Raw genomic sequence first — 24,649 nt, 5'->3', positions numbered from 1 at the left:
CATTCCCGAGCTATTTCTAAAAATCCCAGTATCATGCGTCCGTTGCAGACGCATCACGATTCTTGCTAAAATGCTTGATTCAGCTGGCGCGGCCAAGGAGCCGTAACAACGAAAGAGAGGTAGGGCTTTCGTCGTTTCAGGTGTTTTGATCACCTGTAATCCTCGATTCTCATGACAACCAAAAACAACGACACGCTGATGAGGCGTTTTTTTTGTGCCTTTTTTTGGGTAATGCTGAAAGAAGGGGGTGACGACATGCCATGGAACGAAAAGGATTATCCAGAGTCATTCAAGAATTTTGATCCGCCACTTCGGAAAAAAGCGATTGAGATTGCGAACGCTCTGTTAGAAGAAGGGTATGAAGAAGGACGCGCGATCCCGATTGCGACGTCGCAAGCTGAAAAATGGTACGAAAGTCACAAAGACGAACAATAAAAAGTTGTAAGCGATACCATTCCTTTCATTTACGAAGGATGGTATCTTTTTTTACGAAAAATATACACTATTGAGAATATAATCTGATATTATAAAGAAGTGTCAGAAAATTCAATAGGGGGTCTCATCATGAAATACGGCAGTACGTTTGGAAAGTGGGCATTGGCCGGAGTATTAACAGCAGGAATCCTTCCACAAGCGGGTCTTGTCGGGGCAGAAGGCGAAGGCGTCATCTTGTCTGAATACATAGAAGGAACAAGCAACAACAAGGCAATCGAGCTATACAATGGATCGGGGCAAATCATTGATTTAGCAGACTATACACTCGTTCAGTATACGAATGGTGGACCGTCAGAAGCGAAAATCACACTATCGGGGAAAGTGGATCCAGGGAAGACGTTCGTCATCGCGAACTCGAGTGCGAATGCAGATATCAAAGCAAGGGCACAATTGACGACGGGATCATTGAACTTCAACGGGAATGATCCGATTGCATTGAAAAAGGGTGATGTCGTTCTTGATATCATCGGGCCACTCGGTTCATCGACGGATTTCGCAAAAGATACGACACTTGTCCGGAAATCAGGCGTCACATCGGGTGCTAAAACGTACGAACCATCACAGTGGACGAGCTTCCCGGTTGATACACTGACGAATCTCGGCAGTCATCAGACAGAAGCGGGCGACGTTCTCGCGGCACCTACAGCTTCTCCGGTTGGTGAAGTCGAACGTGGAGATCAAGTAACGTTGTCAGGCGAAGGAACGATCCATTATACGGTTGATGGCACGACACCGACTGTCGACAGTCCAGTGTACACATCACCCATTACGATCAACGATGAAGTGACGATTCAAGCAGTTGCCGTCAAGGACGGTAAAACGTCAGCTGTTTCGACGTTTAAGTATTACATCGCACCACCGATCACGAAAATCAACAGCATCCAAGGTATTGCGCATACATCACCATATGCCGACCAGCTCGTCCGGACGACAGGTGTCGTCACGTATGTCGTTGATGCGAATAACTTCTACATGCAGGATCCGAATCCGGATAACGACAGCCGGACATCAGAAGGGATTCTCGTCTATGCAAAAAACCACGGTGCTGCTGTTGGACAAAAAGTCGCGACGACAGGATATGTCAAAGAGTGGTTGCTTGGCGGCTACAGCGATAAGTTCGATACAGACTTAGCAGTCACGGAAATCAGTACGGTCAATCTTGTGAAGGGTGCACTCAACGAAGGGTTACCAGCGAGTATTGTTCTCGGTGATGAAGGTGTCTTGATTCCGACACAAGTCGTTGATAACGACTCGTTCGCTCAGTTTGACCCAGAAGAAGATGCGATTGATTTGTATGAAAGCTTAGAAGGCATGCGTGTCGCTTTACCGAATGCAATCGTCACAGGTCCGCAAGCAAACCGGACGATTCCAGTTCGGACGCAGACTGCGGATAAGGTCTATACGAAACGCGGAACTCCAATCTTGACGAAGGACAACGTCAACCCGGAACGTCTCTTCGTTGAGATGGGTAGCTCGTCGTTCCGTGCAAAAGCTGGTGATACGTTCGACGGAACAATTGAAGGGGTCATGAGCTACAACTATTCGGCGTATAAAGTACTTTCAAAAGCAGCGGACCTTCCGAAACTCGTTGCGCGTGAAGCAGATCGTCAGCCGACGAACATCGAAACGGGTGAATCACGCCTGACTGTCGCTTCGTACAACGTCGAGAACTTCGCCTCAACAGCAGACGCTGGAAAAGTCGATCGTGTCTCAGAAGGTATTGCGACATTCCTCAAGACACCGGACATCGTCGGTTTGACAGAGATGCAGGATAACGATGGTGCGACGGATAGCGGTACAGTTGATGCTTCGAAATCATTTGAGACATTAATTGCAGCGATCGAAGCGAAAACAGGTGTCCGGTATGCGTACACAGACATCGCACCAGAAGATAAGAAAGACGGTGGACAGCCAGGCGGAAACATCCGTGTCGGATTCCTCTACAATCCAGCACGTGTATCGCTCGCACCAGGTGAAAAAGGTAGCGCGACAGAAGCCGTTGCGGTGGAAGAAGGTAAGTTAACGAAAAACCCAGGTCGTATCCAGCCGACGGATCCGAACTTCGCGAGTTCACGGAAACCACTCGTCGCAGAATTCCTCTTTAACGGTGATTCGTACCATGTCATCGTCAACCACTTCAACTCAAAAGGTGGCGACGAAGCTGACTTCGGTAAAAACCAACCGGTCGTGCGTAAAAGTGAAGTCCAGCGTCATGCGATTGCGAACATCGTTCAGGACTTCGTCTCTGAATTGAAGACGGAAGTCAAAGACTCGAACGTCGTCGTTCTCGGTGACTTGAACGACTTCCAGTTCTCGAAAACACTTGATATCTTAAAAGGTGATAACTTGTGGAACACAGTCGACGATCTGCCGGAATCAGAGCGGTACTCGTATGTCTATAACGGAAACGCTCAAGTGCTCGACCATATCTTGATCTCGAATAACTTGAAATCGTATACGTCGTCGGATATCGTCAACATCAACTCAGAGTATATGGAAGCAGACGGTAGCGCGAGTGATCACGATCCAGCGATCATCTCGATTCAAGGTGCAGAGACGGCCGTACCTGTCAAAGGAAAAGCAGAAGTCGGCATCTGGCGTGCTGTTCAAAAAGGAAAACATATCTTCATTGAACGGAAACTAGGGCGCAACTGGGATAAAGCAAGTGAAACACATGCAGACCAACAAGGTGAGTTGCTTGCACTCCGTGTTTCGCAAGGGCGTCCATACATTCAAGTCAAAACGATCAAAGGAAAAACGGTTTGGCTTGAACTGTCGAACAAGTATAAGTTGAAAGAAACAACAAAATATCAATAAAATTAAAAAGCGGACTTAGCGGTCCGCTTTTTTGCGTGCTGGAATTAAAAGCGAAAGAAGTGAGAGGGTGCTGATAGAGAGCGTCGAAATTAAAGCAATCGGTAGAGGAATGACGCGGAACATATACGTGAAGTGGATCAAGATTAAAAAAAGGATGATAGCAAGACCAGGAATGAATTTCTTAGAGAGAAGCATACCTGATCCGGGTACGAGCAACTCGAAACCGAGCCGTTGATTCAGGCGGACATCTTCGTGTGCATTCGCTAAACTAAACGATACGGTCAAGACGACAAGAATCATCCAGCCGGAAAATAAGTATTGTTGAATCGGTAAAAAAGCAATGGATTCATAAATGAAATACAGTAAAACCATAGGTCAACTCCTTCATATCATCTTGTTATTTGGAAAAGCATTGAAAGTTTGGCTTACGAATTCTAATGATACCGAGTCGATAATCGGAGAGCAATCAAAATTCGCTGAGAATGAAATAAAAGAATGTTCGCACATTTCAACAATAGGGGAAGATAGTTTAGAATGTATATTAAATTCTTTCAAGAATCGTTTAAACAAAAGCTTTTTTGAAATGGGAGCGTTCTCACGAAATATGTCGGATTTGTGGACGAAAGATGTGATTTAGACAAATGAGAGCCGATGACTGTTCGAAGGAATGATTTTCTTTTAAAATAAAGGTAATGAAGTAGAAGGAGGCGAAACGAGGACATGAAAAAATGGTTGATCATCGGAGTAGCAGCAGTAGCCTTTTTCGGCTACGAAAACATTCCAATGGAACAAGCAGAAGCCGATTACCCGAAAAGCGGCGGCAAGCTGATTGATCGATATAGCAGTGAGTACCCGGGATACGACTGGGAAGTCAGACGGACATCAACGGAGGAATTCGTCGCCTTGACGAAAGATGGTAAGGACTACGGGAAGTATCGTTTCAAGAACGGGGTGACGACGCAAGGTGCCGTTCTTAATAAAGATACGGAATCGTCGCTGAAGAAAAAGGGTTGGACCGCAGTGAAGTCCTACCGTAAAGGCAACACAAACTACATGTTGAACCTGGATCATGCCGCGGTCTATGAGAAGAAAGGCAATTACGTGACGTACTTCTTCGATCAGCATGACGGCAATAAGGTCAAAGCGACGCTTGCGATTCCAAAAGACGTCGAAGCGAAGAAAAAAGGCTTCTATGGTACGGCTTCGAATGCGTTACGAACGACAGATGAGAAACTGATGCTTCGGTTGATGAACTGGGAACGGGTTGACTATAAGTTGAATCCGTTAGCACCGTACACGGCACTGAAGCCGGTCACACGCGGTCACAGCGAGAACATGGCGAAGAATAATTTCTTCTCGCATACAGATCCACAAGGTCGCGATCCGTTCGATCGAATGGAACAAGGCGGTATCAAGTTCATGGGAGCCGGTGAGAATCTCTCGATGGGTTATCCGAATGTCTTTGCGGCGCATTGGGGCTTGATGAACTCAAAAGGACACCGCGATAACATCCTTCAAAAGAGCTTCAAGCAGGCGGATGTCGGTGTAGCATTCCGAGATGATTCACCGTACTTCACGATTAATTTCCGAACACCTTAATAGAAGAATGGAGGACGATATCGCTCGATGTCGTCCTCTTTTTTATGAGTTAGTTCATTCTATAATACAGGTAGGAGGTGGAACAGTTGGAAATACGTCAATTGACGGCAGAAGATGCAGTACTGTATAAGGCGTTACGATTAGAGGCGTTGCAGAATCATCCGGAAGCATTCGGTTCTGATTATGAAGCAGAAAAAGATCGACCGGTCGAACAGTACGCAACGCGTCTCAAAAGTGAACAGGTATCGACGTTCGGTGCGTTTCATGAAGGAGAACTCGTCGGTGTCGTCACCATCGTCTGTTTAGAGCCAGTGAAGATGAAACATCGGGCGAATCTATTTGCGATGTACGTCACGCCACGCACTCGAAAGCAACAGGTCGGACGACAACTCGTACAAGAGGCATTACGTCGTACATTAAAGCAGCGTCCTGTGATTGAGCAAGTCCATCTCTCGGTCGTCCGGACGAATGAAGCTGCTAAAGCGTTATATCGCTCACTTGGTTTTGAATCATACGCGATTGAACCACGGGCGCTGAAAATCGATGATATGTATCATGATGAAGAACAGATGTGGTATCGGTTTTAACACAAAACGACCGACATTCAAGGAGAGGTAATCTCATTGAATGTCGGTCGTTTTTTGAATCAATTTGCCCATTCAGGCTTGCTGAAGCCTTTAAATGATTTTTCGATGACTGTATTGAAGGCGTCCGATTCGACGGCTGCTTTTAAGTCTTTTGCGACTTGTTTGTCCGCATCTTTCGTTTGGACAGCGACGAGGTTACGGTATTGTTCGTCCATCGTCTCAAGCGCTAACGCATCGAGTAAGTCGAATTTCGCAGCAAGCGCGAAGTTCCCTGGAACAGCTGAGATATCGACACTTTCGACAGCACGTGGCAATTGAGCCGCTTCGAGTGGTTTGATGACGAGTTTCTTCGGATTCTTGACGATATCTTTCTCGGAAACGGTCAGTGGATCGACATCCGGCTTAAGTTCAATCCAGCCTTGTTCTGCCAAGAGGTTCAGTGCTCGTGCTTGGTTCGTCGGATCATTCGGCGTCGCGACTTCAGCACCGGTCTTGACGTCGTCGAGTGTCTTCGCTGTCTTGCTGTATAGTCCCATCGGTGCTGTCGGGACCGTGATGAGTCCTTTTAAATCGAGGTTCTTTTCTTTAGAAAACGTCTTGAGATAGATCGAGTGTTGGAACAAGTTGGCGTCGATGTTTCCGCTACCGAGGGCGATGTTCGGTTGGATGTAATCGCTGAACTCGACGATTTCGACTTTATAGCCTTTCTTTTCGAGTTGTGGCTGGATCGCTTGTTTGACCATGTCGCTATACGGACCACTCGTCGCACCAATCTTGATCGTCTTGTCTTTTTCATCAGCACTGCTGTCTCCACATCCCGCGAGGACTCCTGCACCGAGTAAGGCTGTTGCTAAAAAGGCATATCGTTTTTTCATGATTCCACTCTCCCTTTGTATGTATGATTAGCGTTTATCTGTTTTTCGCGCCAGTTGATTGCCAAGTGCTTGAATACTTTGAACGATAACGATGAGCACGACGATCGTCACGATCATGATGAGATTATCGTAGCGATAGTAACCGAAACGGATCGCGAGGTCACCAACACCACCGCCGCCGACGATACCAGCCATCGCCGAGAAGCCGATCAGACTGATCGTCGTTAATGTGATGCCTTGAATGATGCCGGGAAGTGCTTCCGGTAAAAGGACGCTGACGATGATTCGTAATGGTTTTGCCCCGCACGCTTCCGCTGCTTCAATCAAACCGGGCGGAATCTCACGTAGTGATGTTTCGACGAGTCGCGCGAGAAACGGAATCGCTGCGACACTGAGGCTGACGGATGCTGCCGTCGGACCAATCGTATTGTCGAGCAAGAACTTCGTTAACGGAATGAGGGCAACTAGCAAGATGATGAACGGTAGCGACCGGACGATGTTGACGACGAAATCAAGAACACGTCGGACGGCAAGGTTTTGAAAAAATAATCCGCGGTCGGTGACGAACAAGAGAATCCCGAGCGGAATCCCGACGACCAATGCGAAGGCGAGTGAAATTCCGACCATCCATGCTGTCTCGCCGAGTGCCTTCAAGAGCTCAGGTAACATCGTTTGAATACGATCAAGCCACATCCTGAATCACCTCGAGTGCGTGAAGTTCCGTCGCGAGCCAGTCGAGGGCAGGAGCGATTTGGTCGGATGATCCCGTCAAGCTGACAATCAGGACACCGAAGGCGACGTCTTGAATGTAGTCGACCTTGCCGTGCAAGATGCTGACTGAGATATCGTAACGGCGGATTGCTTCTGATAACGTACTCTCGCCGGTCTTCTCGCCTGTGAACTGCAAGCGGATGATTTTTCCCGGTGTCGCTTGTAAGATGCGTTCCGGTAGCTCGATTTGTAACGCCGTGTCGACATAATGTTGCGTCACCGGATGTTTGGCTTGGCTGAACAAGTCATAGGTAGAGGCGACTTCGACGACTTCCCCTTGCGACATGACGGCGACACGATGACAAATCTGTTTGACGACATCGATTTCATGCGTGATGAGGACGATCGTCAATCCGAGTCGTTCATTCAAATCTTTTAACAAATCAAGAATCTGAAGCGTCGTGACCGGGTCAAGAGCTGATGTCGCTTCATCACATAACAAAACGGTCGGATTGTTTGCGAGTGCCCGGGCAATCCCAACGCGCTGTTTCTGCCCACCGCTTAATTGACTCGGGAAGTTCGTCTCAAATCCTTCAAGTCCGACGAGCGAGACGAGTTCGCGAATGCGCTCCGGGAAATCTGCTCGTTTGACGCCAGCAGCCTTGAGTGCAAAAGCGATGTTATCCGCGACGTTGCGCGACTGGATCAATTGGAAATGTTGAAAAATCATCCCTGTCCGCAAACGAAGTTGACGTAAGTCCGCTTTTGACATCCCGCCGAGCGAGACACCGTCGACCTTGACGGTTCCTTGTGTCGGGTGCTCGAGCCCGTTGATCAGGCGAAGCAATGTACTTTTACCGGCACCGGATTCACCGATGATCCCGAAGATTTCTCCTTTTTGAATCGTCAAATCAACATCTCGTAATGCGAAAATCGGAGTCCGGTCTCGGACGAACCGTTTTGTAATCTGTTTGAATTCAATCATCCGCTCATCTCCTTGTACAAAAAAAGTCGCTTTTTCCTAGTAGCAGAGCAACCAGAAAAAAGCGACGAAAGTGTAAGATTTCGTAACTTATCTCTCAGAATGAAATCCATTCTGTAGGATGTGGCACCGTTCCTGATAGGTGGTTGCCGGACGTCGTTGGGCCTAATCCCTCGGTCGCTCTCGATAAGTAGTTATGCTGTTGGGATTTACTTTAACGGAAATGATTCCCATCTGTCAAATATTTTTTTTGAATTATTCCGCAACAGGTGTCCGGAATAGGTTGAGCGTTCCGATTCGGTCGACGGCCTCTTCCAATCGTTCGACATCAGCAATCAGACTGATCCGGACGTAGCCTTCACCGTATTCGCCGAAGAATGATCCAGGCGTCACGGCGACATGTGCTTCGTCAAGCAGATGATCGGTGAAGCTCTGGGACGTGTAACCTTCAGGAACAGGCAGCCAGACGAAGAAGGAACCGCCCGGACGTGGTCCACTCCAACCGATCGCATCAAGTTTTGCGAACAATGCATCACGTCGTGTTTCATACAAGCTACTTAACTCACGGACACATGTCTGGTCACTCGTCAGAGCGACGGTCGCAGCATGTTGAATCGGTGTGAAGGCACTGACGTAAAGATGTTCCTGATACGTCTCGATGCTTGAGATGACGGACGGATTTCCGATTGCGAAGGCAATCCGGAAGCCTGACATGTTGAAGCGTTTTGAGAGTGAGAATAGCTCGATCCCGACGTCTTTTGCACCTTCCGTTTGCAGGAAACTTCGCGTCGGACCATCGAAACTGATGCCGCCGTATGCTAAGTCATGGACGACACAGATATCATGGGCATCGGCGAAAGCGACTGTCTGTTCGAAGGCTTCTGCCGTCGCCGTAGCGCCTGTCGGATTACTCGGGTAGTTGAGGAACAACATCCGGGCACGCTCGACATCCGTCGTATCAAGTAAGTCGTAATCGGGTAAGAAACCGTTTTTCTCGAGCAACGGAAGCGTAATCGGGAATGCGCCAGCAAGTGCGGCGCCAGACAGGTAATCCGGGTATCCTGGATCGGGGACGATGACACCTTCTCCAGGGTTGACGATCGTCTGCGGTAAGGCGACGATTCCGGCTTTACTGCCGAGGAGAATCGCGACTTCCGTTGCCGGATCGATCGTGACGCCGAATTCAGTCGCATAAAAGCTGGCGACGGCTTGTTTTAGAAAATCATGGCCACGAAACGGTGGATATTGAAGGTTCGTTGGCTCGTCGATGGCTTGTTTTAACGCATCGAGAATATGTACGGGCGTCGTTTGATCGGGTGTTCCTTGACCAAGTGTGATGACATCGTGTCCGGCAGCTTTTACAGCACCGATTCGGTTTGCGAGCTCAGCGAAAACGGGAGCAGGAAGCCGATCAATGGCGATGGATGGAGCGAAATGTTTCATGGATGAATGCCTCCTTCGTGGTATTGTCGTCAAGGATAACGAATATTCAGTCAAAAGAAAAGAACTTTTTCGAAATTCAAAAAAATTGTCGGATAAACAGGTACAGATAAGTGGAGCGGGAATAAAGAGTAGGGAGAGGAGTGAGGAGATGAAGCGAGCTAACTGGAAAGAGGCGGTCGTCTATCAAGTCTACTGGCGTAGCTTTAAAGATTCGAACGGGGATGGGATCGGTGATTTGCGAGGTGTCATCGACAAGCTTGATTACATCGCTTCACTAGGTGTCGATGTCGTCTGGTTGAATCCATGTTATCGTTCACCGGACGTCGATAACGGTTATGATATTGCCGATTATTACGGGATCATGGAAAAAGCCGGAACGATGGGAGATCTACAGGAGTTGATCACGACCGCTCATGCCCGTGGATTGAAGGTCATTCTCGATTTAGTCGTGAACCATACAAGTGACCAGCATGACTGGTTCCGTCAGTCGCGGGAGCGGATCAACGATAAGGAAGACTGGTATATCTGGCAGGATGGCACGAAAGATACGCCTCCAAACAATTGGCGCTCCTACTTTGCGCCAAGCCCGTGGACGTGGAGTGAAGAGCGCGGGCAGTATTATTTTCATTCCTTCGCAAAAGAACAGCCAGACTTAAACTGGGAGCACCCAGCTGTGAGGCAAGCGATCTACGATATGATGAACTGGTGGATCGCTCAAGGGATTGACGGCTTCCGGATGGATGTCATCAACTTGATCAAAAAACGGTCGTTCGAGGATGTCGCCAATCCGTTTGATCTATCGTACCTTGGAAATCAGCCAGGCGTGCATGACTTCCTGCAGGAGATGCATGCGAACGTCCTTGCGGGAAAAGATTTATTCACAGTCGGTGAGATTCCGTTCGTTGGTCCGGAAGACGGTCTGTTATATGTCAGTGAAGAACGAGAAGAACTTCGGACGCTGTTTCACTTCGAAATCGCGGACGACATGGAGGCAATGGATCTCTTACGATTCAAGGAAATTCAGAAACGCTGGTACGACGTCTTATACCCACTAGGTGTCAATTCACAGTTCCTCAACAACCATGATCATACGCGACAAGTGACGCGATTCGGCAGTGAACGGTACCGGGTCGAGAGTGCGAAATTACTCGGTTTGATGTTGCATACGTTACCTGGCATTCCGTACGTGTACCAAGGAGAAGAAATCGGCATGACGGGGATTCGTTTCTCAGATCCATCGCTCTATCAAGACGTCGCCTTTCGCAATCGATACGAAGAACGCGTTGCTGGTGGAGAGGACCCGGAGGTCGTACTCTCATCGATGCAGTTACTCGCCCGCGATAACTCCCGCACGCCGATGCAGTGGAACGACACGCATGAAGCCGGTTTTACGAGTGGGAAACCATGGTTAGCGGTCAATCCGAATTATACAGACATCAATGTCGCGCAGGCAGAAGCCGATCCATCGTCCGTGCTTGCTTTTTACCGATCGTTGATTCAGATGCGAAAGGATCATCCGATTATGGTCTACGGTACGTACCGAGACTTAGCACTCCATGATCCATATCTCTATATCTATGAGCGGGAACTAGAGGGAGAGGTCTGGCGGATCGTCCTCAACGTGCATGATGAACCGATGCAGACTGCCCTCGTTTTACCACATGAAAAATTGCTCGTATCAAACTATCCGGATAGCCCGGATATCTTGCGTCCCTATGAAGCACGCGTCTACCGTTATACTGTTACAGAACAGAAGTGAGTCGTCTGTTGAACGAAAAAACATCCGCGACATATCAGGAACACGTTCGCGGATGTTTTTCATATGCGTATATTATTTGAAAGGTGATGATTTTTTCGTCTGTAAGACCTGAGTGAATCGATCGACGGCTTGTCGCATCTCGTAACTCGGTCCGAGAATGAGGGGACCGTGTCCGACGGCAAGAATATCTGGAGACAGTTCCGTCAGTTGATCAGCTGAGCGAAGGGCAACGTCCGGATCCCATGTCGCGAGTGCGGGGAACGGGAATTGCCAACGGACATCACCGGAGACGGCAAGTCCACCTTGCGTCTGAAAAGCATCTCCAGCGATCAAGGTCCGGCTTCCTTCATGCCAAAGCGAGATTGAGCCAGGTGTATGGCCGGGTGAGGCGATGACACTGAGACTACCGACTTGTTGACCACTCTCGAGTAATCGATCCGGTCGCGTTTTGATGTTTTTCGGAATGCCCCCTTTTAAGGGTGTCGTTTCACCTTCTCGTAGCGTCTCATCCCCGCTGAGCAATGCAGCATCTCGGTAACTGATACAGACTTCAGCGAGTGGGAAGGCGTTCGCCAGGAAATCAAGTGAGCCGACATGATCGGCGTGCGCATGAGTCAGGATGATTGCACCGAGTGGTTTCTCTTGCTGTCGAATGTAGTGATAGAGCGCCTTTGCGTTGATTCCGAGTCCGGCATCAATCAATGTTAAACTGTCTACTTCTTCAAACAGGTAGCAGTTGACCGGGAAAAAGGATGGGGTCGTCTGCAATTGGTGTAAACGTTCGATTGTCGTGACACGCATCGGCTTCACTCCTTCAAAAAATGAATAGTCTTCTTCTTTAGTATCGTCTGTTTTTTTAGATGCGTCTAGACGAATTGTGTGGAAAAAGAGGCATCACCTCTAAAAAGATGATCCCTCCTCTACGAATTATTCAAATGTTACGGCGAAGACGGCACCAGCGTGTGGTGCATCATCTCCATTAGCAGCGGTCGTGACGAGCAATCGATCTTCATAGAAAATCGGACACGTCGGATTTGCGACTGGGAAGTCGACATGATCCAATTTTTCGCCTGTCGCAAGATCCCACCGGGTGATGCATGATCCAGCATAATGTGCGATCCAAGCGTGACCTTCCGCGTCCTTCGTCATACCATCCGGGAACCCTTCTTCCTCTTCAAGGTCAACGGCGACACGCTTATTCGAAAGTGGTGCGTCTGGAGCGTAGTCAAAGGCATAGACTTTTTTCGTCGGTGTATCGATGTGATAGAGCGTCTTGCCATCTTCTGACCAGACGAGTCCATTCGAGTTCGTTAAGTCTTCGTGCAAGACATCGATGGAACCATCGTGACGCAGACGGAACAATCCAGCGGTCTTGCCGTCTTCTTCATTAATGCTACCGGCAACATATTGTCCGGTCGGATCAAGCTTTCCGTCGTTCATTCGGTCGGAATCGGGTAACGACAGTTGATGCTCAAGAGACAAGTGTCCTTCTTTGAGATCAAACGTTCCGAATCCGTGTTCAGCCGTGACACGTAATAAATCCGGTGCATCGGTCAAGGCAATCGATGTGATGGCGCTTGGTAACGTATACGGTTTGAGCGCTTCTGTGACGAGGTCATATGAAAAAAGAAGTTGATTCGGAATATCAACGAAATAAAAGCGCTTTGTTTTTGCGTCGTAAACAGGAGATTCGCCTGTCTTACATGCGACATCAATGAATAGGGAAACGGTCATAAGTACTCTTCCTCCTAAGTGGACACCTTTTACGAGCAGTCCAGATAATAACAATTTAGTATACCTGTTTTGACGCGCAATCAAACCTGGATCAAACAGCTGGTATACTAAATAAACGTCTAAAAAAAATAGCCTGCTATCAAAGCAGACTATCCTACGAGCGTTATATCAGCGGCTCTTAACGAGCAAGTTGACCGCTTCCTTGACGAGTTCCTCGGTTTGTCCATCGCCATTTTGTTCGGCGTCCTTGACGCACTCAATTAGATTCGAACTGACGACGACGCCGATCGTCCGGTCAATCGCGGAACGGGCAGCGGAAAGCTGGGTGATGACATCGCGGCAATCTTGCCCTTCTTCCATCATCCGTAAAATGCCTCGTAGCTGTCCTTCGATCCGACTAACACGGTTCTTCATCTTCCGATCATAATCCATTATTATTCCTCCGATTCCCGTTGACCTGACGTCATGTAGTATCTTTATGCTATGCCCATTACGGTATCGCTGTCAATTCAACAGAATTTTAAGCTATATTTTTGATAGAATGAGGGAATATGGATGTGGTGAAGTTTTTTACTTAGAAATTTGATAAAATCGAAAACGATTTGGTGTCAGCTTGCGTATACTATATGATAAGGCTGACATCAGAAGGAGGAGAAGGATGCACACTCAATCCGATGAATCGCTTTATCATCTGATGCGTAGCGGTGATGAGCAAGCTCTCGAGACATTGTACGATAAGTACGAGAGGCTGTTGTTCTCATTCGCCCATCGCTTTACGAATAATGACCGGTTGTCCGAAGAAGTCATACAAGAAGTATGGATGAAGATTTGGAATGGTCGTGTTGATTTTGATACACAAAAAGGAAAGTTTTCATCGTGGATTTTAACGATTACACGTAACGCGGCACTTGATTGTCTCCGTCGCGAAAAACGACAACCGACAATCGAAGTCGAGGAGCGCGATGGTGGATATGACGAGCCGGTCGAGCGGACGGTCATGCAGCGGGAAACGGCTGCTGAAGTGCGCGGGGCGGTTAGTGAACTGAAACCCGAACAGCAAGAGCTGATTGAACTCGTTTACTTCCAGGGTATGACGCAGCAACAGATTTCAGAGCAGCTCGATTTACCTCTTGGAACGGTCAAGACGCGAATCAGGAGCGCGATTCAAGCATTACGAAAACGAATGGATGGGAGGGAACGAGATGGAAGAACGTTGTCATGACTTAATCGATTATTTCAATGGAACATTATCCGCAGCAGATCGCGACGCGTTCGAAGCGCATCTTGCGACGTGCGAAGAATGTCGTGAAGCGCTTTTAGAAATGGAAGAACTCATGCTTCCCATCGCTGAATCGCTTCCGGAGCGACCCGTTCCTGCAGGTATGAAAGCACGGATTCTTGGAGAAGTCCTTGGTTCAGCAGAGACAGCATCTCCGAAGGAAGCACCGATGACTACTCCGGTAGACATCAAACAAGCACGTCAGCAACAAACGAAGAAAAAGAGTGTCCCACTCGGCTGGTTGATGAGTATCGCCGCCGCCTTGATTCTCTCACTTGGTGCGAATGCCTACTTCCTCTCACAGGAAGAAAGTACGGATACACCTGAGACGTTAGCGATGGATGAAATCAAAGGGATGGGGAACTTCGAAAGCACAGAGTCCATCAAAGGATCGAGCATGATTTTCACACAAAACGATAAATCGTACATGCTGGTTCAGTTAAAAGATTTACCACCCCTTCAAGAAGGGCAACTTTATCAGTTATGGACGATCGAAGGCGAAACACCTACTGCGAACGGTGTCATCGAAAAAGATGGAGAAGCAGCAGCTGTCTTCCCACTTAAAGGAGACGGCAAAGTGGACGCGGTCGCCATTACGGTTGAACCCGAACCGGATTTAGAAAAACCGACAGGCGAAATCGTCGCATCGGTTGCGTTATAAGAATGAAGTTTAGCGGATCCGTCTCGTACGGATTCGCTTTTTTTTGTGCAAGGTGCTGAATGGAATAAGTAAATACGCGTTGAAATGATAAGAAATCGAATGAATTTCTAATTTTTACTGAAGAAATGAGACCGAGCAGACGATAGTTAGGAGAATGACAATCCACAAAGAGAGGCCTCATACAATGAATGAATGGATTATCTTAACGAAACATTACGAAGTGACATTGGTCGTGTTGTCGGTGCTTGTTGCCATCATTGGATCATACGGCTCACTAGAGTTAAATCGGCGTCTGGCGAAGGCCACTGCCTTAAAGAAGCGTGCTTTGTTTCTATCGTCGTTAACGATGGGATTATCGATCTGGGGAATGCATTTCGTCGGGATGGGCGCGTTCGCGCTGTCGGTTACGGTTCGCTATGATTGGTTTTTAATGTTCTTGTCCGTCATTCCCGCCATTTTGGCTGCTTTCATTGCCTTCCATCTGTTGTATTCGTCGGTGATTACACGCAAGAAAGTCATTTTAGCGGGAGGACTGATGGGGGGCGGAATCGCCATGATGCATTATCTCGGGATGATGGCAATGGAGTTCGGCGGAACCGTCCGGTATGAGACAAGCTTATTTCTCTTATCGGTCTTGATTGCTGTCACGGTCGCCTATATCGCCTTGCTACTGCTTCATCGTTTGCGACATGTCGATAAGAAACGCATTCTGATTCCCATCGCGATCGTGATGGGGTTTGCCATCTCGTCGATGCATTATGTCGGGATGCTTGGCACCTCGTTTTGTATTCCATCTACTAATGCCGGAATCATCGGGGATACTCCGATCACGTCGAATATCTTGAGCGAAGTCGCGATTCCCGTCTTCTTGATCGTCATCTTGATTGCAGGTCTTTATATTCATCTTGAACGTCGAGCACTGCAAATGATGGCGTATACCGATCATTTGACGGGGCTGCATAATCGCCGGTGGCTCGATCATCATATGGCGAAGGTCGATACCCATTATGGTCGATCGAAACAGGAAATGGCGATGGCATTACTTGATCTGGATGGATACAAATGGGTCAATGATACATTCGGTTTTGATAAGGGTGATGCCGTCATCCGCCAGTTCGCGGAGCGGATGCTACGGACGCTAAAGGAAGATGAAGCATGTATCCGTTACAATGGTACGCAGTTCTTCCTGATCAAACGTGTCTCGCAGGAAGATATGACAGAGGTATTCGAACAGATTTTAGAGGACGTGCGTCAACCGATCGACCTCGAAGATCAGGCAGTCCATCTGACAGCGACGATGGGCGTCATCTTACCAAATACGAAGGAATCGCTTGAGATGCGGATTGGTCAGATGGAGAGTGCGTTACGTGCTGGAAAAAACGAGGGGCGCGACCGCTTCATCGTGTATGATGAAACGCTACACTCGGATCGCAGAGAGCAATTGATCGTCGGTTCGTTACGCCGAGCGATGACGGACTTCAAGGAGTTCGCCCTCGTTTACCAACCGAAAATCGCACTCGCTACAGGAAAGGTCGATCAAGCAGAAGTCTTGATTCGCTGGAATCATCCGAAGTTCGGTTTCATCTCACCGGCAGAGTTCATCCCGCTGGCTGAGAAATATAGTCTGATTCATCGTTTAACGGAGTGGGTACTAAAAGAGACCGTCGCACAGATGGAAATTTGGAAGAAGGAAGATTATTTCATTCGCCAAGTCTCTGTCAACTTATCCGCGATGCACTTCCGGTCCGAGTCGCACAACGTAATGATCAAAGAAATCGTTCACCATTCCTTAAAGAATGGAAGTGAATTGCAACTACAGCTCGAAATCACGGAAACGTCCGTCATGGAGAACCTCGACCGAGCGATGACGATGCTTGGTGAATTGAAACAACTTAGTTTGACGATTGCACTTGACGACTTTGGAACCGGTCTATCGTCGCTAACGCACCTGAAGCATCTTCCGATTGATATCCTGAAGATCGACAAGTCGTTCATCGATGAAGTACCGCATGATGAACGAGGAACGGCGATTACGGAAATGATCATCCAACTCGCGAAAAGTCTTGGGATCGAAGTCGTCGCGGAAGGTGTCGAGACACTTGAGCAGCATCTTTTCTTGAAACGCCTCGGTTGCGATTATGGTCAAGGCTACTATTACAGTAGACCGATGCACGTCAAGGATCTAAACCAGCGGACGATTGAAGAAACGGTTCTAAATGTCGGATGAGGCAATCCAAACACGACTTTCGTTCGTATACTAGATAAGCATGCGAGGACGATGCATGCGACGTCTGGGGGGACGCAAAGCGCTGGGTTTCACCAGCTCGTGCACGATGCAGACAGACATCCAGTACATTTAACTATACTCAGGCAATCCAGCTTTCAACGCAGCAACTGTCTGTTCGAACACAAACAAAGGCAACTTCCACGACGGAAGTTGCCTTTTTCATCTGTGCTTATGAACGAACCGTCAGCACACAGCCTGTCTGATCCGTCACGAGCACATTCGTATTGAAGTATTGTCCATCACTTTTTAAGATGAGGGATTTTTTCTCTGCGTTGTAATCGAGTTTCATTTCTTGATCGAGGAAATGGCTCGACCACCGTTTGACGAGAACGGGACCAACGTTCGAGTCGATCGTCATGTCTTCCGGTGTCGCTTCATCGACGATACGAATACTGAAAATACCAGAGTTTCCGCAACCGCAACCCTCTGTATCGTAATAGAGGTGCAGTTGACCGGATACTTCACCGCGTAATTGGCGGATCCGCTCCTGAGCAGATGGTGTAAATGTGATGTTCATGGTCATTCACTCCTTTACCTTAGTATACGCCGTTTGTAGCGGAAAAGAACGTCACTTGCTCACGCTGACCTGGCGGCGCATCCGGACGAGAAGGAAGATGTAACCGGCTAATAATAAGACGACACTACCGAGAACCGTCGTATCGACGAGACCGTTATCGGACTCGAAATTGATCGCGATGTATGCCCAGACGAAGACGAGCGGATAAATCGGATCACGGTTAGCGAACATGAAGAGAAGCGCGATGATGACTCCGACGACAAGTATGATCATCGTCCAACCCGCATCTCCGATTCCGAGCCAAGATGTCACACCTTCTGCGTTAATCGTCAGGAAGATATCAGCAATCGTTGCGACCGATACCCAGCCGAGATACAGCGAGAAGGGTAACTTGAAGCGTAACCCTTTCGTCTCACGATCAATTTTTGAGTAGATGACGATCAATGATAGCAATAGACCGACGATGACGACGACCGAGACAACGAACAGTTCAAACGTGAACGAGACGATCCAACCCGCGTTGAACAGACAGCTGATTAAGAACCATGGTCCGATTTTTTTCGCGAGTTCGTGTTCCTTGAATTTCGGAATCGATTGTAAAATCAACCAGATGAGTAATACCGCATAAATCAATCCCCAAATCGAGAATGCATATCCAGCAGGTTTGAACAATGTGATGATCGAGTCGGAAATCCGTCCCGTCTTTCCTCCATCGAGAGCGTTCACGGCAATCGTGAAGATGAAGCCGACCCAGTTGAGCCAAATCCATTTATTATTTTTCAAACAAAAAACCTCCTTTATTCTCTAAAGAAGGTTTACCCAAAAATCATTTTCATTAGTCATCAAGGTCGGCGCGTCGGGTTCAAAAAGGACATACCAATAGCTGGATTCCCCGTATGCGAACCGAGAACCGGTGTTAAGTCATCAATGCGGACACGCACATCGTACTTCGATTCGAGGCGTTGTTTCCATTCGAGTGCCAGTTCATACGCTGTCGCATGGAATAAAGAAATATCGGTCACTTGCCCCTGTTCAATAATCGCGACGAGATGATCAAAAATTTTCGAATGGGCTTTCTTGAATGTCCGGACGGTTTGATAAGGAACGATCTTTCCTTCTTCAAAGTGGAATAACGGGCGAAGCTGCAACAAGTTACCGACGAATGCCTTCGTCGAAGAAATGCGTCCACCTGCTTGTAATTGATCGAGGTTCGCAACCGTGAATTCAATGTGGTGATCGAAACGACGCTCGAGAATGATCTGTTCGACGGATTCGATCGAGTGCCCCGCTTCGACGAGTTCAATTGCTTCTGTCAGAAGTTGACCGGCTGGGTAAATGCCACAGCGGGAATCGATTGCAATCAGACGAAAACCAGCAATCTCTGCCCCTTGAACGGAAGCGCTGTACGTTCCGCTCAGTTCACTCGATAAGTGAACAGCAAAACCGACATCATATTCTTCTTTCAACCGTTCATAATGCTCGGTGAAACTTCCGATCGAAGGTTGGCTCGTTGTTACCTTATGTTTTGCATCAATCCAGCTGTAGACAGTCTCCGCATCAACATCGACACCATCGATGAAACTTTCTCCATCCTTCATGACGAGTAAAGGGACAACCGAAAGATCATCGCGCCGAGCAATCGTATCCGGTAAAATCGTTGTACTATCAGTGATCCAAGCGATCCGCATAACAAGTTCCTCCTTAAATTAGTACCTGATATTAATTGTAGGTGTAAGCGTTCTCGCTGTCAAATGAACATTAAAAAATATTGAACGTTTTAGTTGATTAAATAATGAAATACGCTATAATCGGTACGTGATTAGTAAACTTTTAGTCATCTTATACTAAACTAAGCCGATGAGAGGAGGACGTCGATTGTACTCAATCGGACAAAAAATCAAGAACCTCCGTCTTCAAAAGGGATTGACGCAAGAGGAACTAGGGGAAAGAACAGACCTGAGTAAAGGATATATCTCGCAACTCGAACGGGAAATCAGTTCCCCGTCGATCGAGACGTTGTTTCATCTCCTTGAGGTCCTTGGCATCTCCCCGAAGGATTTCTTTGATGAGGACACACTCAATCAAAAAGTCGTCTATGGGGAAGAGGATGTCACGACGTATGCCGATGAGGAGCAAGGGTATCATGTCACATGGCTCATTCCAGAATCGAACGAAAAAGAGATGGAACCGGTCTTGCTGACACTCGCACCAGATGGAGCATTTAAGACATATGAACCGTCGGGTGCTGAAACATTCGTCTACGTGTTGGCAGGAAGCGTCACGCTGACGCTTGGTCATCAGTCTTTTGTAGCGAATCAAGGGGAGACACTTTACTATAAGGCTTCAGAAATTCATCAATTACGCAATGAGTCGACACAAGAGGCGAAGGTCCTCGTGACTGCGACTGACTCATACTTATAAAGGAGGAACTAGATTGGCAGATACTACGATCATTCAATTCAAGGACGTTACGAAACGATACGACGATCAGACCGTCCTCGACCAAGTTAGCTTTGAAATCGAACGCGGGAAGTTCTATACGTTACTCGGACCATCGGGTTGTGGGAAAACGACGATCTTACGACTGATTGCTGGCTTTTCGGAAGCGACAGAAGGAGACATCATCTTCAATGGAAAACGGATCAACGATGTACCGGCGAACAAACGTCAAGTCAACACTGTTTTCCAAGACTATGCACTCTTCCCGCACTTGAACGTTTTCGAGAACATCGCCTTTGGTCTTCGGATCAAGAAGGTGAAAGAAGCAGAAATCGCTAAACGTGTGACGGATGCATTGAAGTTCGTCAACTTGTCTGGTTATGAGAAACGAGAAATCACCGAGATGTCAGGTGGACAGCGGCAACGTGTCGCGATTGCCCGGGCGATCGTCAATGAGCCGGAAGTCATCCTGCTTGATGAACCACTCTCAGCACTCGATTTAAAACTACGGACGGAGATGCAGTATGAGCTCCGCGACTTACAACGTCGCCTAGGGATCACGTTCATCTTCGTCACGCACGACCAGGAAGAAGCACTCGCGATGTCGGATGAGATTTTCGTCCTCAACCACGGTGTCATCCAACAATCGGGTACGCCGACAGATATCTATGACGAACCGATCAACCGCTTCGTCGCTGATTTCATCGGTGAGTCGAACATCATTCCAGGCCGAATGGTGGAAGATTGCCGAGTCTGGTTCGCAGAAAAGGAATTCGAATGTGTCGACCGTGGTCTTGAACTAAACGAACCGGTCGAGATCGTCATCCGTCCGGAGGATCTTGAAATCACGAACGTGACACAAGGGAAACTACAAGTCACCGTCGATTCGCAACTCTTCCGTGGCGTGCACTATGAGATCGCTTGTATGGATGAAGTCGGTAACGAATGGCTCGTCCACAGTACGAAAAAAGCGACGGTGGGTGAGCAAATCGGACTGACATTTGATCCAGAAGCGATTCACGTCATGCGACTGAATGAGACAGAGGAAGAATTTGATAAGCGTCTGGAATCTTACGACGGGGTGTTATGATGCAAAAAACACGTAACTGGTATCTCATTCCGTATCTATTCTGGATTGCCTTGTTTGTCATTGCACCAATCGTACTCGTCGTCTACTATTCGTTCCTTGATTTGGATGGCAACTTCTCATTTGAGAACTACCAGAACTTCTTTACGTCGACATATTTGACGATGACACTCAGCTCGTTCTGGTATGCGTTTTTGATCACGGTGTTTTCGCTCTTGATCGGTTATCCAACCGCTTACTTGTTGACGAAAACGAAGCATAAACAGCTGTGGCTATTGCTGATCATCTTGCCGACGTGGATCAACTTGTTGCTGAAAGCTTATGCCTTCATCGGATTGTTCAGTACGTATGGTCTCGCGAACCAAACGCTTGAAGCGATTGGGATCGGGCGACAACAGATTCTCTTTACCGACTTCAGTTTTGTTTTCGTATCGGTCTATATCTTCATTCCGTTCATGATCCTACCGATCTTCAACGCGATCGAAAAATTGAGTCCGTCACTCGTCTTCGCTGCACGTGACCTTGGGGCATCGAACTTCACGACGTTCCGCCGTGTCGTCTTCCCGTTGACGCTTGATGGTGTGAAATCGGGCTGTCAGCTCGTCTTCATTCCGGCATTATCGCTGTTCATGATTACGCGTCTGATTGCCGGGAACCGCGTCATCACGCTCGGTACAGCGATTGAACAGCAGTTCCTCGTAACGCAAAACTGGGGTATGGGAGCGACGATTGCCGTCTTCCTCATCATCGCGATGGCAATCATCCTTGCGTTAACGAGCACGAAACGGAAGAAAGGAGCGACGACTTGATGAAACGTCTGAAACTAGCAAATCTTTATTTAATCGGTGTCTTCATCATTTTGTATGCTCCGATTTTCTACTTGGCATTCTATTCGTTTAATAGTGCTGATAACATGACGAACTTCGATTCGTTCACGTGGGATTGGTACAAGGAAGTCTTCCAAGACTCACGCTTGTTGATCATCGTCTTGAACACACTCGTCATCGCCTTGTTATCCGCAGCGATCTCGACGATTCTTGGCGTGTTCGGAGCGATCGGAATTCAAGCCGTGCGCAAGAAGCGAGTCGAGACGTCATTACTAACACTGAACAGCATCTTGATCGTCAGTCCGGATGTCATCATCGGGGCATCGTTCTTGATTTTCTTCACGCTACTTGGCATCCAGCTCGGGTTTACGTCGGTCTTACTGTCACACATCGCATTTTCGGTACCGATCGTCGTCATTCTCGTCCTGCCGAAGTTGCAGGAGATGAGTCCGACGCTCGTTGATGCAGCGCGTGACTTAGGTGCAAGCCGTTGGGACGTTCTGACGAAAGTCATCCTGCCGTACATTACACCAGGTATCTTTGCCGGCTTCTTCACGGCATTGACGTACTCACTTGATGATTTTGCGGTGACGTTCTTTGTGACAGGAAATGGCTTTACGACATTATCTGTAGAAATCTACTCTCTTGCCCGTCAAGGAATTTCGATGAAGATCAACGCCTTGTCGACTGTCATCTTCTTGTTTACGTTCTTACTCGTCATCGGCTACTACTTCTTGAACCAACGAGCTGCTACGAAGCTTTCGCGACCGGAGGTGAAATGACCGTTGAAAAAATTGATTCAATTGTTCGCCGCGATTTTCTTGATTTCAGGTGTCATCCTATTCACCTTGAATCAGTTGAACGAGACACAAGGGTATTCGGGTAAAAATGTCCTGAACATCTACAACTGGGGCGATTACATCGACCCAGCATTGATCAAACAGTTTGAAAAAGAGAGCGGCATCAAGGTCGTCTATCAAACATTCGATTCAAACGAAGCAATGCTGACGAAGATCGAACAAGGCGGAACGACATACGATATCGCCGTTCCGTCCGACTATGCGATTGCGAAGATGATCGATGAGAAGCTCGTCGTTCCAATCGATCATCAAAAGATTCCGAATCTCAAAAACATCGATTCACGCTTTCTAGATTTATCGTTCGATCCGAACAACAAGTACTCGATTCCGTATTTCTGGGGAACGGTCGGTATCGTTTATAATAAAGACTTAATTGGTGGGAAAAAACCGACGAGCTGGAAGGACCTTTGGGATCCGAAGCTAAAGAATCAGATTCTACTCGCTGACGGTGCCCGTGAAGTCATGGGGATGAGCCTGAATAGTCTAGGTTATTCGTTGAATGAAACGGATGAGTCGAAACTACAGGAAGCCAAAGCGAACTTGATGCGCCTGACACCAAACGTCAAGGCAATCGTCGGGGACGAGATCAAGTTATTGCTCGCGAATGAAGAAGCAGGACTTGGTGTCGTCTGGTCTGGTGACGCAAACGAGATCATGAGTGAAAACGAGAATCTCGACTATGTCATTCCAAAAGAAGGATCAAACGTCTGGTTCGACAACATCGTCATTCCGAAGACAGCGAAAAACGTCGAGGGGGCACATGAGTTCATCAACTTCATGTTGCGTCCTGATATTTCAGCGAAGAACGCAGACTACGTCGGCTATTCGACACCAAACAAAGAAGGCTTGAAACTGCTCGATAAATCGGTTCGGACCGATGAGCGATTCTATCCTGATAAACAAGTTACTGATACGCTTGAAGTCTATGAGAACCTCGGAAAGAAAATGCTCGCGCATTACAATGAGTTGTTCTTGGAGTTTAAGATGCATAAGAAATGAGGCAGAACCTAGTGTCATGCGACACTAGGTTCTTTTTTATTTCTCATCAAAAAAATAAATATAAGTTCCCAGAAAAAAACTATAAAAACTGAATAATTTTTTGAAATAGGGGAATCAGTTTATTATCAACGCCTTTCATAGGCGCCGAGGAGGACATCATCATGAAACAAGTCTTAGGAATCATCTTAACTGCCGCTCTCACTGTCAGCATCGTGTCAGGCACTTCATATAACCAACCGGTCGAAGCAACAAAACAGATAGACGTCAAATGGTTGCAAGAAATTCAAACACAAGCGAAACAAGCGCGTTCACTCGATGGAAAAGTCGTACTTGAAAAAACGACACTTGCACAAGTACATAAAGCGTACAAGGGGGAAAAGAACTCGAATTGGTGTCAAAGCGGAAATGGTCTCGCCTCAGCGGATCGTGCCCTCCATTACTGTTCTACGTATGGTGTGAAAGATTCAAAAGCGAAAGTCAGTGCTATCGTCTATGATCCGAAGCAGGTTAAACGGACTATGACGGTCAAGGAAGTTAAAAAAGCGTATCCGACAGCGAAACTCGATAAAACATTCAACGTCATGACGGTTTCCTCAAAACAGGTCAACATTTATCTAAATTTGAATTCCGACCGTACACAAGTCATGTCAATTCTAGTAAAATATAACTAATGTAAAAAGGATGACCGATT

The 24,649-nt window shown here is 47.6% G+C and carries 25 protein-coding genes and 1 riboswitch; of the genes, 14 read left to right on the top strand and 11 right to left on the bottom strand.

Going from position 1 to position 24,649, the window contains the following annotated elements; genetic code table 11:
• Positions 1 to 255: 255 nt before the first annotated feature.
• Both L985_RS14100 and L985_RS14095 read left to right on the top strand, forming a co-directional pair.
• A complete protein-coding gene (locus L985_RS14100) occupies positions 256 to 435 on the top strand; it encodes a DUF2188 domain-containing protein (protein WP_029342607.1) in 180 nt (59 codons plus the stop codon).
• A 129-nt stretch (positions 436 to 564) separates the two neighbouring features.
• Positions 565 to 3,312, top strand: a complete 2,748-nt coding sequence (locus L985_RS14095; protein WP_047392987.1) for a chitobiase/beta-hexosaminidase C-terminal domain-containing protein — start codon at positions 565 to 567, stop codon at positions 3,310 to 3,312.
• A 15-nt stretch (positions 3,313 to 3,327) separates the two neighbouring features.
• On the opposite strand, the gene L985_RS14090 is transcribed toward L985_RS14095, so the two are convergent.
• Positions 3,328 to 3,684: a hypothetical protein gene (locus L985_RS14090; RefSeq protein ID WP_029342605.1), complete on the bottom strand. Its 357-nt coding sequence runs from the start codon at positions 3,682 to 3,684 to the stop codon at positions 3,328 to 3,330.
• A gap of 348 nt (positions 3,685 to 4,032) precedes the next feature.
• Between L985_RS14090 and L985_RS14080 the strand changes: the two genes are divergently transcribed.
• Together L985_RS14080 and L985_RS14075 are read left to right on the top strand one after the other, a co-directional pair.
• The gene (locus L985_RS14080; RefSeq protein WP_047392992.1) at positions 4,033 to 4,911 is read left to right on the top strand and encodes a CAP domain-containing protein; all 879 of its coding nucleotides are present in this window, start codon (positions 4,033 to 4,035) and stop codon (positions 4,909 to 4,911) included.
• Positions 4,912 to 4,997: 86 nt separating this feature from the next.
• On the top strand, positions 4,998 to 5,498 hold the full coding sequence (locus L985_RS14075) for a GNAT family N-acetyltransferase (RefSeq protein WP_047392995.1): 501 nt from the start codon (positions 4,998 to 5,000) through the stop codon (positions 5,496 to 5,498).
• 59 nt (positions 5,499 to 5,557) lie between these two features.
• Here the strand turns inward: L985_RS14075 and L985_RS14070 are convergent, their stop codons facing one another.
• The 4 genes from L985_RS14070 to L985_RS14055 all read right to left on the bottom strand — a co-directional run bounded on the left by L985_RS14070 (position 5,558) and on the right by L985_RS14055 (position 9,509).
• On the bottom strand, positions 5,558 to 6,373 hold the full coding sequence (locus tag L985_RS14070; protein ID WP_029342601.1) for a MetQ/NlpA family ABC transporter substrate-binding protein: 816 nt from the start codon (positions 6,371 to 6,373) through the stop codon (positions 5,558 to 5,560).
• A gap of 27 nt (positions 6,374 to 6,400) precedes the next feature.
• The gene (locus tag L985_RS14065; RefSeq protein ID WP_023469366.1) at positions 6,401 to 7,066 is read right to left on the bottom strand and encodes a methionine ABC transporter permease; all 666 of its coding nucleotides are present in this window, start codon (positions 7,064 to 7,066) and stop codon (positions 6,401 to 6,403) included.
• Positions 7,056 to 8,069 (bottom strand): methionine ABC transporter ATP-binding protein, encoded by a 1,014-nt coding sequence (locus L985_RS14060; protein WP_029342600.1) that lies wholly within the window; start codon positions 8,067 to 8,069, stop codon positions 7,056 to 7,058. The genes L985_RS14065 and L985_RS14060 overlap by 11 nt, the downstream gene beginning before the upstream one ends.
• Before the next feature lie 84 nt (positions 8,070 to 8,153).
• Positions 8,154 to 8,259, bottom strand: a riboswitch (SAM riboswitch).
• Positions 8,260 to 8,321: 62 nt separating this feature from the next.
• Positions 8,322 to 9,509 (bottom strand): aminotransferase class I/II-fold pyridoxal phosphate-dependent enzyme, encoded by a 1,188-nt coding sequence (locus L985_RS14055; RefSeq protein WP_047392999.1) that lies wholly within the window; start codon positions 9,507 to 9,509, stop codon positions 8,322 to 8,324.
• A 148-nt stretch (positions 9,510 to 9,657) separates the two neighbouring features.
• Here L985_RS14055 and L985_RS14050 point away from each other — a divergent pair, with 148 nt between their 5' ends.
• Positions 9,658 to 11,268, top strand: a complete 1,611-nt coding sequence (locus L985_RS14050) for an alpha-glucosidase (RefSeq protein WP_047393002.1) — start codon at positions 9,658 to 9,660, stop codon at positions 11,266 to 11,268.
• Positions 11,269 to 11,340: 72 nt separating this feature from the next.
• Here L985_RS14050 and L985_RS14045 read toward each other — a convergent pair whose 3' ends face one another.
• The 3 genes from L985_RS14045 to L985_RS14035 form a co-directional block, all read right to left on the bottom strand.
• Complete coding sequence (locus L985_RS14045) at positions 11,341 to 12,069, bottom strand: MBL fold metallo-hydrolase (protein WP_029342598.1); 729 nt, start codon at positions 12,067 to 12,069, stop codon at positions 11,341 to 11,343.
• A 126-nt stretch (positions 12,070 to 12,195) separates the two neighbouring features.
• Positions 12,196 to 13,002, bottom strand: coding sequence for an SMP-30/gluconolactonase/LRE family protein (locus L985_RS14040; RefSeq protein WP_029342597.1), 807 nt, complete (start codon positions 13,000 to 13,002; stop codon positions 12,196 to 12,198).
• 168 nt (positions 13,003 to 13,170) lie between these two features.
• Entirely contained in the window at positions 13,171 to 13,434 is a 264-nt protein-coding gene (locus L985_RS14035) for a metal-sensitive transcriptional regulator (RefSeq protein WP_023469359.1), read from the bottom strand.
• Between the two features lie 226 nt (positions 13,435 to 13,660).
• Here L985_RS14035 and L985_RS14030 point away from each other — a divergent pair, with 226 nt between their 5' ends.
• From L985_RS14030 to L985_RS14020, 3 genes are all read left to right on the top strand, one after another.
• Positions 13,661 to 14,224, top strand: coding sequence for an RNA polymerase sigma factor (locus L985_RS14030; RefSeq protein WP_029342596.1), 564 nt, complete (start codon positions 13,661 to 13,663; stop codon positions 14,222 to 14,224).
• Positions 14,205 to 14,942: an anti-sigma factor gene (locus L985_RS14025; protein WP_029342595.1), complete on the top strand. Its 738-nt coding sequence runs from the start codon at positions 14,205 to 14,207 to the stop codon at positions 14,940 to 14,942. The genes L985_RS14030 and L985_RS14025 overlap by 20 nt, the downstream gene beginning before the upstream one ends.
• Before the next feature lie 184 nt (positions 14,943 to 15,126).
• A complete protein-coding gene (locus L985_RS14020) occupies positions 15,127 to 17,169 on the top strand; it encodes a bifunctional diguanylate cyclase/phosphodiesterase (RefSeq protein ID WP_047393006.1) in 2,043 nt (680 codons plus the stop codon).
• Positions 17,170 to 17,398: 229 nt separating this feature from the next.
• Here the strand turns inward: L985_RS14020 and L985_RS14015 are convergent, their stop codons facing one another.
• From L985_RS14015 to L985_RS14005, 3 genes are read right to left on the bottom strand one after another with little or no spacing between them, the layout of a single operon-like run.
• Positions 17,399 to 17,746 (bottom strand): iron-sulfur cluster biosynthesis family protein, encoded by a 348-nt coding sequence (locus tag L985_RS14015; protein WP_047393010.1) that lies wholly within the window; start codon positions 17,744 to 17,746, stop codon positions 17,399 to 17,401.
• Between the two features lie 51 nt (positions 17,747 to 17,797).
• Positions 17,798 to 18,529 (bottom strand): hypothetical protein, encoded by a 732-nt coding sequence (locus L985_RS14010; RefSeq protein WP_029342592.1) that lies wholly within the window; start codon positions 18,527 to 18,529, stop codon positions 17,798 to 17,800.
• Between the two features lie 59 nt (positions 18,530 to 18,588).
• Positions 18,589 to 19,434: a DegV family protein gene (locus tag L985_RS14005; RefSeq protein WP_047393014.1), complete on the bottom strand. Its 846-nt coding sequence runs from the start codon at positions 19,432 to 19,434 to the stop codon at positions 18,589 to 18,591.
• 187 nt (positions 19,435 to 19,621) lie between these two features.
• Here L985_RS14005 and L985_RS14000 point away from each other — a divergent pair, with 187 nt between their 5' ends.
• From L985_RS14000 to L985_RS13975, 6 genes are all read left to right on the top strand, one after another.
• Positions 19,622 to 20,167 (top strand): helix-turn-helix domain-containing protein, encoded by a 546-nt coding sequence (locus tag L985_RS14000; protein WP_083254825.1) that lies wholly within the window; start codon positions 19,622 to 19,624, stop codon positions 20,165 to 20,167.
• A gap of 13 nt (positions 20,168 to 20,180) precedes the next feature.
• Positions 20,181 to 21,275: an ABC transporter ATP-binding protein gene (locus L985_RS13995; RefSeq protein ID WP_047393023.1), complete on the top strand. Its 1,095-nt coding sequence runs from the start codon at positions 20,181 to 20,183 to the stop codon at positions 21,273 to 21,275.
• A complete protein-coding gene (locus tag L985_RS13990) occupies positions 21,272 to 22,081 on the top strand; it encodes an ABC transporter permease (protein ID WP_047393027.1) in 810 nt (269 codons plus the stop codon). Before L985_RS13995 ends, L985_RS13990 begins: the two co-directional genes overlap by 4 nt.
• The gene (locus L985_RS13985; protein WP_029342587.1) at positions 22,081 to 22,881 is read left to right on the top strand and encodes an ABC transporter permease; all 801 of its coding nucleotides are present in this window, start codon (positions 22,081 to 22,083) and stop codon (positions 22,879 to 22,881) included. The genes L985_RS13990 and L985_RS13985 overlap by 1 nt, the downstream gene beginning before the upstream one ends.
• 3 nt (positions 22,882 to 22,884) lie before the next feature.
• Positions 22,885 to 23,958: an ABC transporter substrate-binding protein gene (locus L985_RS13980; protein WP_047393031.1), complete on the top strand. Its 1,074-nt coding sequence runs from the start codon at positions 22,885 to 22,887 to the stop codon at positions 23,956 to 23,958.
• A 161-nt stretch (positions 23,959 to 24,119) separates the two neighbouring features.
• Positions 24,120 to 24,629 (top strand): hypothetical protein, encoded by a 510-nt coding sequence (locus L985_RS13975; RefSeq protein WP_047393034.1) that lies wholly within the window; start codon positions 24,120 to 24,122, stop codon positions 24,627 to 24,629.
• Positions 24,630 to 24,649 lie beyond the last annotated feature (20 nt).

It is taken from the genome of Exiguobacterium sp. ZWU0009, from assembly GCF_000798935.2.
Lineage (GTDB): Bacteria > Bacillota > Bacilli > Exiguobacteriales > Exiguobacteriaceae > Exiguobacterium_A > Exiguobacterium_A acetylicum.
The sequence above is the reverse complement of the archived record's forward strand: the minus strand, read 5'-3'. Positions and strand labels throughout refer to the sequence as shown.